We start from the raw sequence: 12,419 nt of genomic DNA, 5'->3' as shown, positions 1-12,419 counted from the left end.
CCTCGTCGGCTTTCTTCAACAGCGCGGCCTCTTCGCGCGCGATGCGCGAGCGGCCGATCCACGCGTTCCAGATGGATTCGCCCGACTGCCCGCCCGGCACCATCATCAGGTTCTCGCGGCAGGTCATCGAGGAGAATTCGTGCGCGATCTGGAAGGTGCGCAGCAGGCCCTTGTGGAACAGCTCGTGCGGCGGCAGGCCGGTGATGTCCTCGCCGTCCATGATCACCTGGCCCGAGGTCGGCGGCAGGGCGCCTGCGATCACGTTGAACAGCGTCGTCTTGCCCGCGCCGTTGGGACCGACCAGCCCGGTGATCGAGCCCGTCTCGATCCGCAGCGACGCGCCGTCGACGGCGTGGAAGCCGCCGAAATGGCGGTGCAGGTCCCTGACTTCGATCAAGCGTCTTCCCCGGTCATGCGCGCCTTCGGGGCGCGGCTTCGTTCTTGCGTGCGGGCGGCACGGCCGAAATGGCGGCGGCCCGGAACTCTGTCCGGGCCGCGCGCTTCATGCATAGAAGTTTACTTGAAATCAACCGTCGAATACTGGCCGTCGACGATCTCGTAGTAGCGGTACGTGCCCGAGGCCTCGCCCGGTCCGATCAGCTCGACCGCGGTCGCGCCGTCGTAGTCCACGTCGCCGCCATCGGCGAGGATCTGCAGCGCCTTACCCAGCTCGCCCGGCATGATCTTCTCGCCCGGGGCGTTGGCCACGTCCAAGACGTTTTCCGCCACAGCCGCCGAGGTCGCCTCGCCGCCGGCCATCATCGCCAGCGCGATCAGCGCCGCCGCGTCATAGCTTTCGCGGGTGTAGGTCGACTCGCCGTTGATGTCCGCGTCGCCGGCGATCTGCAGGAAGCGGTCCGCGCCTTCGCCTTCCGACCAGGGGGCCGCGCCGAAGCTGCCGTTCAGGTAATCGCCCAGGTCGGCGGTCAGCGCGTCGCTGTACATGCCGTCGCCCAGCATGAACGTGTCGAAGGCGCCGGTGTCGACCGACGACTGGATCATGCCCTTGCCGCCCTGGTCGGAATAGCCGAACACGGCCAGCAGCTCGCCGCCGGCCGAGGCCAGCGCCGCGACCTCGGAGGAGTAGTCGGCCTTGCCGTCCTCGTGCGCCGCCGACAGCGTGATCGTGCCGCCCTGCTCCTCGAATGCGGCGGTGAAGCTGTCCGCCAGCCCCTTGCCGTAATCGTTGTTGGTGTAGGTCACGGCGACCTCGGTGATCCCGCGCTCGTTCAGGATGTCGGCCAGGACCTGGCCCTGACGCGCGTCGGACGGCGCGGTGCGGAAGAACAGGCCGTTGTCCTCGGCTTCCGAAAGCGCCGGCGATGTGGCCGACGGAGAGATCATCGGCACGCCGTTCGGCACCGCGACGTTGGACAGGACCGCGCCGGTCACGCCCGAGCAGTCCGCGCCCACGATGGCGACGACGCCTTCCGAGGTGACCAGACGCTCGGCCGCGGCGGTGGCGGCGGCGCTGTCGATGCAGGTGCTGTCGGCGCGCACGGGAACCAGCGTCCGGCCGTCCAGGAAGTTGCCGCTTTCGTTGATTTCCGTCATCGCGAGCTCGGCGCTGGCGGCCATCTGCGGCGTCAGCGATTCGATCGGGCCGGTGAAGCCCATGATGATGCCGACGGGCACGTCCTGCGCCATCGCGGTGCCGCCCGTGAGCGCGCAAACCGCCGTCGCAGCAAGATACTTTTTCATCGTCCACTCCCATGTTGGATCGTTGTCCGGCGCGCAGCCTAGGCGCGGCCCTTGCAAAAGAAAAGAGCCTCCGAAGACGCCGGGGCCGCCATGTGTAGCGTTGCAACCGGCGCACGGGCGTGACGTTGCGGCAGGGCGCGCGTCACGCGTTGCGCAGCGCGGCGGGGGCGTCAGGCCGGGTTTCGCGTGGCCTGGGTGCCGCGCTCGCGGTAGGGCGTGGTCTGGTAGTGCGCGCGGTAGCACTTCGAGAAGTGCGAGGGCGAGGTGAAGCCGCAGGCCAGCGCCACGTTGATCACGCTCATGTCGGTCTGCATCAGCAGGTTGCGAGCCTTCTGCAGCCGCAATTCCATGTAGTAGCGCTTGGGGCTGCGATTGAGGTAGCGGCGGAACAACCGCTCCAACTGGCGCGTCGACATGCCGACTTCGTGCGCCAGCAGGGCGGGGCTGATCGGCTCCTCGATGTTGGCCTCCATCTTGTGGATGACCTGGCTCAGCTTGGGGTGGCGCACGCCGATCCGGGTGGGCACCGACAGGCGCTGCGTGTCCTGGTCGGTGCGGATCGCGTTGTAGATCAGCTGGTCGGCCACCGCGCCGGCCAGGTCCTCGCCGTGGTCGTCGGCGATCACCTTCAGCATCAGGTCGATGGAAGAGGTGCCGCCGGCGGTGGTCATCCGGTTGCCGTCGCGCACGAAGACCGACTTGGTCAGCGTCACGTCGGGAAATTCCTCGGAGAAACTGTCGTGGTTCTCCCAGTGGATGGTCGCGCGCTTGCCGTCCAGCAGGCCCGCGCGCGCCAGCGACCAGCCGGCGGTGCACAGCCCGCCCAGCTGCGGGCCGCGCCGCGCCTCGCGCCGCAGCCAGTTCAGCAGCGTCTTCGTGGTGGCGCCCGCCACGTCGATGCCGCCGCACAGGATCGCGGTGTCGTCGCGCGTCAGTTCCGGCAGGGCGGTGTCCAGCCGGAACGCCACCCCGGCCGAACTGGTGACGTGTTCGGGGCCGTCGCCGTCGTCCTCGGGCTCGCCCGTGATGATCCATTCGTAAAGCCGCCGGCCCGAGACGCGGTTGGCGATGCGCAGGCATTCCACCGCCGAGGCGAAGGACAGCATCGTGAAGCGCGGCAACAGCACGAAGACGAAGCGGCGCGGCCGTTCGGGGGCGTCGACGATCGCGACGGACTGGCGGGGCGGTTGCGGCATGGCGCGTCCCTGATGGCACCCGCTGGGGGCGTCTTGTCACGCGCCCGGCACCGCGCGACGCGGCCTTGGGCGCAGGGTCGGGCACGCCCGCGGCGTGACGGTTCCGACTGCGCTCCAGATGGTCAGAGTGCGACGATAGCGTCAAGGGATGTCGCGGATGCACTATGGCCACCGGGGCGTCCATCGGGTTATGCAGGGCCCGTCAACGCCGACAAGAGGATGCGGAGAGAACAGATGACCGAGTGGCAGAAAACGGATTGGCGCGCCAAGCCGCGGGTGCAGATGCCCGACTATACCGACGGCGCAGCTCTGGCTGCTGTCGAGGCGCAGCTGGCCAAGTATCCGCCGCTTGTCTTCGCGGGCGAGGCGCGCAAGCTCAAGACCCAGCTCGGCGCCGCCGGCCGCGGCGAGGCGTTCCTACTGCAGGGCGGCGACTGCGCCGAAGCCTTCGACCAGTTCAGCGCCGATAGCATCCGCGACACCTTCAAGGTGATGCTGCAGATGGCGATGGTGCTGACCTACGGCGCCAAGGTGCCGGTGGTGAAGGTGGGCCGCATGGCCGGCCAGTTCGCCAAACCGCGCAGCGCGCCGGTCGAGGTCAAGGACGGCGTCGAGTTGCCCAGCTACCGCGGCGACATCATCAACGAGCTGGCCTTCACGCCGGAATCGCGCATCCCCGACCCGAAGCGCATGCTGCAGGCCTACACGCAGGCGGCGGCGACGCTGAACCTGCTGCGCGCCTTCTCGACCGGCGGCTACGCCGACGTGCACAAGGTGCACCAGTGGACGCTGGGCTTCACCGAGGGCGAGAAGGCCGCCAAGTACCGCGACATGGCCAGCCGCATCACCGACACGCTGGACTTCATGAAGGCCGCCGGCGTCGACAGCGAGCGCGCGCACACGCTGCAGACGGTCGATTTCTACACCAGCCACGAATCCCTGCTGCTGGAATACGAAGAGGCGCTGTGCCGGCTCGATTCCACGTCCGGTAAGTGGCTGGCGGGCTCGGGTCACATGATCTGGATCGGCGACCGCACGCGTCAGCCCGACGGCGCGCATGTGGAATTCGCCCGCGGCGTGCTGAACCCGATCGGCCTGAAATGCGGCCCGACCACCACGGCCGACGACCTCAAGGTGCTGATGCGCAAGCTCAACCCCAACAACGAAGCCGGCCGCCTGACGCTGATCGCGCGCTTCGGCGCAGGCAAGGTGTCCGAGCATCTGCCGCGCCTGATCAAGGCGGTGCGCGACGAAGGTGCGACCGTGACCTGGGTGTGCGATCCGATGCACGGCAACACGATCAAGTCGGGCTCGGGCTACAAGACCCGGCCGTTCGAGCTGGTGCTGCGCGAGGTGCAGGAGTTCTTCGCCGTGCACAACGCGGAAGGCACCGTCCCCGGCGGAGTGCATTTCGAGATGACCGGCCAGGACGTGACCGAATGCACCGGCGGCGTGCACGCGGTGACGGACGAGGACCTGTCGGACCGGTACCACACGGCGTGCGATCCGCGCCTCAACGCGACGCAGTCGCTGGAACTGGCCTTCCTCGTGGCCGAGGAACTGACGGCCCGGCGCAGCGTCATACCGGACGCCGCCCACGGCTGAACGCCGGCCGCCCGACCAGACACGACGAAGCCCGGCCAATTGGCCGGGCTTTTTCCGTTAATTTTAGCGAAGCGGGCCGCGAAAAGGCTCAGTCGTTGCAGACGACCAGCGTCAGGTGTCCACGCGCCACCGGGCGGTCGGCACCCGTCCCGCGGGTTGGCGCAGGCGCACCGAGCCGGGGCGCGTCGGTGGCCAGCGTCGGGCGCGGCGTCGGCAGGCGGTCGCCGCGCAACGTGGGCGCCGGGGCAGGGGTGATCGCGTCGCGCTGCAGTGGCGTGACCGCGCGCGAAGACCCGGTGCCGATCCGCTCGACATCCACCGACCGGACGGCGAAGCGGCGCGGCGCGCGGCCGATCCGGCCGTCGCTGACGAAGGCGCCCAGCGCGCGCGTCACCTCGCCGAAATCCGAGCGCAGCGGCATGATGATCATCTGCCCCGCGATCGCGGGCCGGCCAAAGCCTTCCTGCGCCGCCAGCGTCAGGCGGACGATGGCGGGGTCGGCGAACATCGTCTTGATCGCGTCGGCGAAACGGTCGCGATCCTCGGCCGCGATCAGCGTCGACAGCGGCATGCCGGTGACCTGCATGCCCATGATGTCCGACAGGTGCCCGCCGGCGACGCGGATCTTCGCCATTCCGGGCGCGATTCGCTCGAGCAGGAAGGCGTTCTCGAGCGCGCTTTCCATGCCGCGCGGGTCGACTGCGCTGCGCAGCGGTACCTGGCCGTCCACGGCCAGACCGTGCCAGTACGCCTCGACCACGCGCATCGCGGTGGAATTGCGCGATTTTTCGTGCGTCGTCAGCGATACGACGCCGGAGTCATTCCTTCCGCCGCGATCGTTCCTGCCATTGCCAAACATCGTCACCACTCCCAATCCTTGCCGCATCGTCCGGCGCCGTCGGCCGACGAAGCCCCGAAGGGCCCGCCGGCCCACAGCCGTGTCATCCGAAATACCTTGGATTGAATATATCCGATTTTGCCGCGAAATCCTCACATTTGTTAAGCAAGGGTTAACGGCCGCGCGCGATGGCAGTCCCTGTCGCGCGCTTGCCATGCGTGGCCCGTGGAGATACCCGAAGGCGCGGGCGACACGGAAAGGCCAGGGCATGCTGCAATCGATGACGGGTTTCGCCGCCCGCCGCGCCGAGGGCGCGGGCCACGACTGGACATGGGAGATCCGCGGCGTCAACGCCAAGGGCCTGGACCTGCGCCTCCGCCTGCCGGACTGGATCGACGGGCTCGAGCCGCCGCTGCGCGCCGCCGTGCAGGCCCGCGTCGCGCGCGGATCGGTGCAGGTCGGTCTGCGCATCTCGGCCGGGGCGGGCGAGGGCACGCTGCACCTCGACGAGGTGGCAATGGCCGCGGCGCTGGACGCGCTCGCGCGGGTCGAGGCCGAGGCGCTGGGGCGCGGCATGACGCTGGCGCCCTCGCGCGCCGCCGACATCGTCACCCTGCGCGGCGTGATGACCGCCGAGGCGCCGCAGGCCGATCACGCGGCGCTGCGCGACGCGCTGGTGGCCGACTTCGCCCGCGCGCTCGATGCCTTCTGCGCGATGCGCGCCGACGAGGGCGCGCGCCTGCACGCCGTTCTGCTGGCCCAGCTCGACGAGATCGCCGCCTTGACCGAAGAGGCCGCGCAATCCGCCGGCGCGCGCGACGCAGGCTTGCGCGACCGCCTGTGCACCCAGATCGCGCGGATCACAGACAACGCCGACATCGCGGGCGACGGCCTCTCGACCGGCCGGCTGGAGCAGGAGCTGGCGCTGCTGGCGGTGAAGGCCGACGTCACCGAAGAGCTCGACCGCCTGCGCGCCCACGTCGCTGCCGCGCGCGACCTGCTGGCGGATGACGCGCCCGTGGGCCGCAAGCTGGACTTCCTCTGCCAGGAGTTCATGCGCGAGGCGAACACCCTGTGCTCGAAATCGAACGACGCGGCATTGACCCGGGCGGGCCTCGCCCTCAAGACCGTGATCGAGCAGTTTCGCGAGCAAGTGCAGAACGTGGAGTAAGGGGCGAAGATGTCCGACCGGCGCGGCCTTCTGATCATCCTCTCGTCGCCCTCGGGCGCGGGCAAGTCGACGCTGTCGAAGCGCCTGCGCAAATGGGACCCGACGATCGAGTTCTCGGTCTCGGCCACCACGCGCGCGCCGCGCCCCGGCGAGGTCGACGGGCAGGATTACTTCTTCGTCTCGGACACCGAGTTCAAGCGCATGGTGCGCGACGGCGAGATGCTCGAACACGCGCATGTCTTCGGCAATTTCTACGGCACGCCGCGCGCGCCCGTCGAGAAGGCCATCGCCGCCGGCAACGACGTGCTGTTCGACATCGACTGGCAGGGCGCGCAGCAGATCGCCAATTCACCGCTGACGCTGCACACGCTGTCGGTGTTCCTGCTGCCGCCCTCGATCGCCGAGTTGCGGCGCCGGCTGGAATTGCGCGGCCAGGATTCGGCCGCGGTGATCGCCAAGCGCATGCAGAAGAGCTGGGACGAGATCAGCCACTGGGGCGGCTACGACTACGTGCTGATCAACGAGGACCTGGACGAGACCGAGGCCTGCCTCAAGGCAGTGGTGACCGCCGCCCGCCTGCGTCGCAGCCAGCAACCGGCGCTGACCGACCACGTCCGCGCGCTGCAATCGCAATTCGAGGACCTGCTATGAGCGTGTATTCACTCGACGGCCACGCGCCGGAACTGGGCGGGGACGTCTGGATCGCGCCGGGCGCGCATGTCATCGGCAAGGTGACGCTGGGCGAGGGCGCCTCGGTCTGGTTCGGCGCGACGCTGCGCGGCGACAACGAGCCGATGACCGTCGGCGCGGGCACGAACCTGCAGGAAAACGTCGTGTGCCATTCCGATCCCGGCTTTCCGCTGGTGATCGGCGCGGGCTGCACGGTGGGACACAAGGCGATGCTGCACGGCTGCACGATCGGGGACAACACGCTGATCGGCATGGGGGCGACCGTGCTCAACGGCGCCAAGGTCGGCCGCGACTGCCTGATCGGCGCCGGCGCGCTGGTGACCGAGGGCAAGGAGATCCCCGACGGCAGCCTGGTCATGGGCGTGCCGGCCAAGGTGGTCCGGCAGCTCGACGCGGCGGCGATCGAAGGCCTGCGCGCCTCGGCGCTGCGCTACCGCGAGAACGCGGCGCGGTTCGCCAAGGGGCTGAAGGAAGGCTAGGGGCTCTGCCCCTCGCGGCCTTGCGGCCGCTCTCCGGATATTTTCAAGCAGAAGAAGACCACGATGACCGACGCCCCGATGAAGCCCAGCCTGCAACGCCCGGTCGTTCCGCGCATGGGCGCCTCGCGCCCCGTCGTGACGCCCATCATGCCGTCGGTGGTCTACGCCTCCGAGACGCCGGACACGCTCGACGCGCAGTACGAGGGGCGCACGCAGGGTTACGCCTATGCGCGCGAGGGGCATCCCAACGCCGACGCGCTGGCGCGCCGGCTGGACGCGATGGAGGGCGTCTCGGGCGGCGTGGTGACCGGGTCGGGCATGGCGGCGGTCGCGGCGGTGCTGCTCGGGCTGACCAAGGCGGGCGACCACGTGGTCGGAGCCGACCAGCTTTACGGCCGCTCGCTGCGCATGATGAAGGAGGACCTGCCGCGCTTAGGCGTGGCGACCTCGCTGGCCGATCCGACCGACGCGTCGGCGATCGAGGCCGCGCTGCGCCCCGAGACGCGCCTCGTGCTGATCGAGGTCGTGTCGAACCCGACCCTGCGCATCGCCGATCTCGACGGCATCGCAGCGCTCTGCCGCGACCGCGGCGTGCTGCTGGTGGTCGACAACACCTTCACCACGCCCGCCGCCATCCGCCCCGTCGATCACGGCGCCGACGTGGTGATCCAGTCGGTGACCAAGCTGCTGGCGGGCCATTCCGACGTGACCCTGGGCTGGGTCGGCGCGCGCGAGGCGGCGCTCAACGATGCGATGCGCGTCTTCGCCACCACCATGGGCATGACCGCCAGCCCCTTCGATTGCTGGTTGGCCGAGCGCGGGTTGGCGACGTTCGAACTGCGCTTCGCCCGCGCGCAGGACACGGCGGAGCGTCTGGCCGCGCATCTCGCAGGCAAGCCCGGCGTGAAGCGCGTCCTCTACCCGACGCGCTCGGATCACCCGGATGCGGCGCGCGCGCAGGCGGTGCTGCGCGGGCAGGGCTGCAACATGGTCAGCTTCGAGATCGAGGGCGGCCGCGCCGCCGCCAACGCCTTCGCCGCCGCCGCCGAGGGCATCGCCTTCGCGCCGACGCTGGGCGACGTCGGCACCACGCTGTCGCACCCGCCGTCCTCATCGCACCGCGCGCTGACGCCCGAGGGGCGCGCGGCCTTGGGCATCTCGGAAGGGTTCTTCCGCGTGTCGGTCGGCCTCGAGGACCCCGAGGCGCTGATCGAGACGTTCGAGGCGGGCCTGGCCGCCGCGCGGAGCGCCTGATGCAGGCCGCGGGGATGCTGGACGCGGTGCCGCTGCCCGCGCTCGCCATCCGCCGCGACGAGCGCATCGAGGCGGCCAACGCCGACGCCGCGGCGCTGCTGGGCCCGGGACTGGCGGGCCGGCACTTCATCACCGCGCTGCGCCAGCCGGTGCTGCTGGACGCGGTCGAGGCCTGCCTGCGCAACGGCGAGCCGCGCGAGGCCGAGTACCTGACCAACGACGGCGAGCAGGACACCACCTTTCGCGTCTCGGTCCGCGCGCTGCCGCTCGAGTCTGGGCGCGGCGCGCTGGTGTGCTTCGAGGACGTCACGCACCTGGAGCAGGCCGGCCAGATGCGGCGCGATTTCGTCGCCAATGTCAGCCACGAGTTGCGCACGCCGCTCACCGCGCTCATAGGCTTCATCGAGACGCTGCGCGGCCCCGCGCGCGACGACGCCGCCGGGCGCGAGCGCTTCCTGTCGATCATGGCGCTCGAGGCGCAGCGCATGAACCGCCTGGTGGGCGACCTGCTGTCGCTCAGCCGGGTCGAGGCCGAGGAACGGGTGCGCCCGACCACGCGGATCAAGCTGGCCGAGGTCATCCGCTCGACCCTGCACGGGTTGCAGCCGCTGGCCGAAAGCGCGGGGATCGAGCTGCGCGTCGTGCTGCCCGACATGGGCGTGACGATCATCGGCGACGACGACCAGCTGCGGCAGGTGCTGACCAACCTCGCCGAGAACGCGATCAAGTATTCCGGGCGCGGCGCGCGTGTCACGGTGACCCTGTCCGGGCCCGAGTACCAGCCGGGGCTGCGCGGGCCCGGCGTGCGCATCTCGGTGGCCGATACCGGGCCGGGGATCGAGGCGTTCCACATCCCCCGCCTGACCGAACGCTTCTACCGCGTCGACAGCCACCGCTCGCGTGAGAAGGGCGGCACGGGGCTGGGCCTCGCCATCGTCAAGCACATCGTCAACCGCCATCGCGGCCGGCTGCGCGTCGCCAGCCAGCCGGGGCAGGGGACCGAGTTCACCGTGGTCCTGCCCGCCGACGCCGGCTGAAGGCCGAGGACCCCCGGCGCCCGTCGTGCGGACGGAAAGCCGAAGATGACGCGAGGGAAACCGATGCTGTCATATAACTGTTACGTCCCTGTCACAGAAGGGCCGCGCGCGACCGGGCCGGACCCGGATCGCCGCGGAATCGCTCCGCAACGGGAAAGGAACGTGTCATGCCGTGCAAACCGACCCTCTCCGCCCTAGCGCTGGCCGCCGCTTGCGCGACCGGTGCGGCGGCGCAGACGCGCGACAACGTGCAGGTGGCCGGATCGTCCACCGTGCTGCCCTATGCCTCGATCATCGCCGAAGCCTTCGGCGACAACACCGACTTTCCCACGCCGGTGGTCGAATCGGGCGGCTCGTCCGCCGGTCTCGCGCGGTTCTGCGAGGGCGTGGGCGAGAACACGATCGACATCGCCAATGCCTCGCGCCCGATCCGCGAGGGCGAGATCGTGGCGTGCGCCGCCAGTGGCGTCACCGAGATCATCGAGGTGCGCATCGGCTATGACGGCATCGTCTTCGCCAGCAGCATCGACGGGCCGGGGTTCGACGCCTTCCAACCCGCCGACTGGTACCAGGCACTGGCCGAGCGTCTGCCGCGCGACGGCGCGATAATCGAGAACCCGCACGACAGCTGGGCCGCGGTGAACCCGGACCTGCCCGACGTCGAGATCGCTGCCTACATCCCCGGCACCAAGCACGGCACGCGCGAGGTCTTCGAGGAGCAGGTCATGCTGGCCGGCTGCGAGGACAGCGGCGCGCTGCAGGCGATGCTGGACATGGGCCTGTCCGAGGACGAGGCCGAGGATGCCTGCATCAGCGTCCGCACCGACGGGCGCGCCGTCGACATCGACGGCGACTACACCGAAACGCTCGCCCGGATCGAGGCGAACCCCCAGGGCGTCGGCGTCTTCGGCCTGTCGTTTTACGAGAACAACACCAGCACGCTGAAGGCCGCAACGATGGGCGGGGTCGAGCCGACCGCGCAGACCATCGCCTCGGGGGAATACCCGGTGTCGCGGCCGCTGTTCTTCTACGTCAAGAAGGCGCATATCGGCGTGATCCCGGGCCTCAAGGAATTCGCGTCGTTCTTCGTCGCCGACCCGCTGGCCGGCCCGACCGGGCCGCTGGCCACCTACGGGCTGGTTTCGGATCCCGAACTGGCCGAAACCCAGGCGAAGATCGAGAACGAGGTCACGATGGCGCAAGAGGGGTCCTGACCCCGACGCCTCTCGCCGCAGGCCGCGCGCCCGCACCCCATCCACGCGGACCGGCCGGTCCGCACCCACAACCGAAAGGATGCCGATGCCCGTGCTCTGGCTGGTCCTGATCCTCGCGGCGCTGGCGCTGACGGGCTTCGCCACGGGCCGCCGCAAGGCGCTGTCCGACGCCGGCGGCGATCACCGCAACCTGCACTCGCTGCCGGCCTATTACGGCTGGAACGTCGCGCTGAAAACGGGCGTGCCCGCCGCGGGGCTGCTGATCGTCTGGCTGCTGGCGCAGCCTTTCCTCGTCAGCCTGATGGTCGCGGGCGACCTGCCCGACGGCGTGGTGACCGAAGGCTCGTCGATGAACCTGGTGATGTCCGAGGTCCAGCGCACGGCCACCGGGCTGCGCGCCGCGGTCGACGCGGGCATCCTGTCCGCGGACGAGGCCGCCAGCGCCACGCTCGCCGAGCAGCGCGTCATCGCCTCGCTGCGCGAGGCCGGCCGCATCGTGCCCGGAGAGCTGCCACGCCCGGTCATCACCGCCGCGCAGCAGATGCGCGGCTTCGAGATCGCCGGCGGCCGGCTGATGAGCGGCGCGGTCCTGCTGCTCGCACTGGCGGGCCTCGTCTGGGGCCTGGCCGAGACGCGCGCCGCGTTCCGCGCCCGCAACGCGGTCGAGACCGGCCTTCGCGCGGTGCTGGTCGCGGCCGCCTCGCTCGCCGTGCTGACGACGCTGGGCATCGTGCTGTCGCTGATCTTCAACACGGTCGCGTTCTTCCGCCTTTATCCGGCGTCCGAGTTCTTCGGCTCGCTCACCTGGTCGCCCAGTTTCGGCGGCGGGTCCGAGCTGGGGATCTGGCCGCTGCTGTGGGGCACGCTCTACATCTCGGCCATCGCGCTGATGGTGGCGGTGCCGATCGGGCTGTTCGCCGCAATCTACCTGTCGGAATACGCCAGCCGCCGGGTGCGCGCCGTGGCCAAGCCGCTGCTCGAGGTGCTCGCCGGCATCCCCACCATCGTCTACGGCCTCTTCGCGCTGCTGACGGTGGGGCCGCTGCTGATGGAGGTCTTCGGCAACGACGGCCTCGGCTGGATGCGCTCGGGCACGGCGGTGATGACGGCGGGGCTTGTGATGGGCATCATGCTGATCCCGTTCGTCTCGTCGCTGTCCGACGACATCATCAACGCGGTGCCCCAAAGCCTGCGTGACGGCAGCTACGGCCTGGGCGCCACCCAGTCCGAGACG

The 12,419-nt window shown here is 70.0% G+C and carries 12 protein-coding genes; 8 read left to right on the top strand and 4 right to left on the bottom strand.

Annotated features, from left to right (window positions below; genetic code table 11):
• The 3 genes from ACFDTC_RS15345 to ACFDTC_RS15335 all read right to left on the bottom strand — a co-directional run.
• A partial coding sequence (locus tag ACFDTC_RS15345) for an ATP-binding cassette domain-containing protein (protein ID WP_375259760.1) occupies positions 1–397 on the bottom strand: 397 nt, incomplete at its 3' end.
• Between the two features lie 119 nt (positions 398–516).
• Positions 517–1,701: an ABC transporter substrate-binding protein gene (locus tag ACFDTC_RS15340; RefSeq protein WP_375259759.1), complete on the bottom strand. Its 1,185-nt coding sequence runs from the start codon at positions 1,699–1,701 to the stop codon at positions 517–519.
• Between the two features lie 170 nt (positions 1,702–1,871).
• Positions 1,872–2,897 (bottom strand): GlxA family transcriptional regulator, encoded by a 1,026-nt coding sequence (locus ACFDTC_RS15335; protein WP_375259758.1) that lies wholly within the window; start codon positions 2,895–2,897, stop codon positions 1,872–1,874.
• Positions 2,898–3,131: 234 nt separating this feature from the next.
• Here ACFDTC_RS15335 and ACFDTC_RS15330 point away from each other — a divergent pair, with 234 nt between their 5' ends.
• Complete coding sequence (locus ACFDTC_RS15330; protein WP_375259757.1) at positions 3,132–4,502, top strand: class II 3-deoxy-7-phosphoheptulonate synthase; 1,371 nt, start codon at positions 3,132–3,134, stop codon at positions 4,500–4,502.
• 88 nt (positions 4,503–4,590) lie between these two features.
• Here the strand turns inward: ACFDTC_RS15330 and ACFDTC_RS15325 are convergent, their stop codons facing one another.
• Entirely contained in the window at positions 4,591–5,556 is a 966-nt protein-coding gene (locus ACFDTC_RS15325; protein ID WP_375259756.1) for a PAS domain-containing protein, read from the bottom strand.
• Positions 5,557–5,608: 52 nt separating this feature from the next.
• On the opposite strand from ACFDTC_RS15325, the gene ACFDTC_RS15320 reads away from it, so the two are divergent.
• From ACFDTC_RS15320 to ACFDTC_RS15290, 7 genes are all read left to right on the top strand, one after another.
• Complete coding sequence (locus tag ACFDTC_RS15320) at positions 5,609–6,511, top strand: YicC/YloC family endoribonuclease (protein ID WP_375259755.1); 903 nt, start codon at positions 5,609–5,611, stop codon at positions 6,509–6,511.
• Between the two features lie 9 nt (positions 6,512–6,520).
• Positions 6,521–7,162 (top strand): guanylate kinase, encoded by a 642-nt coding sequence (gmk, locus tag ACFDTC_RS15315; protein WP_375259754.1) that lies wholly within the window; start codon positions 6,521–6,523, stop codon positions 7,160–7,162.
• Entirely contained in the window at positions 7,159–7,680 is a 522-nt protein-coding gene (locus ACFDTC_RS15310; RefSeq protein ID WP_375259753.1) for a gamma carbonic anhydrase family protein, read from the top strand. Before gmk ends, ACFDTC_RS15310 begins: the two co-directional genes overlap by 4 nt.
• A 63-nt stretch (positions 7,681–7,743) precedes the next feature.
• A complete protein-coding gene (locus tag ACFDTC_RS15305) occupies positions 7,744–8,934 on the top strand; it encodes a trans-sulfuration enzyme family protein (protein WP_375259752.1) in 1,191 nt (396 codons plus the stop codon).
• The gene (locus ACFDTC_RS15300; RefSeq protein WP_375259751.1) at positions 8,934–9,971 is read left to right on the top strand and encodes a sensor histidine kinase; all 1,038 of its coding nucleotides are present in this window, start codon (positions 8,934–8,936) and stop codon (positions 9,969–9,971) included. The genes ACFDTC_RS15305 and ACFDTC_RS15300 overlap by 1 nt, the downstream gene beginning before the upstream one ends.
• A 167-nt stretch (positions 9,972–10,138) precedes the next feature.
• The gene (locus ACFDTC_RS15295; RefSeq protein ID WP_375259750.1) at positions 10,139–11,185 is read left to right on the top strand and encodes a substrate-binding domain-containing protein; all 1,047 of its coding nucleotides are present in this window, start codon (positions 10,139–10,141) and stop codon (positions 11,183–11,185) included.
• 85 nt (positions 11,186–11,270) lie between these two features.
• Positions 11,271–12,419 (top strand): PstC family ABC transporter permease (locus tag ACFDTC_RS15290; protein ID WP_375259749.1); only part of this gene is annotated, 1,149 nt, incomplete at its 3' end.

The sequence above is a fragment of the Citreimonas sp. genome (assembly GCF_042096055.1).
Taxonomy (GTDB): domain Bacteria; phylum Pseudomonadota; class Alphaproteobacteria; order Rhodobacterales; family Rhodobacteraceae; genus Citreimonas.
The sequence above is the reverse complement of the archived record's forward strand: the minus strand, read 5'-3'. Positions and strand labels throughout refer to the sequence as shown.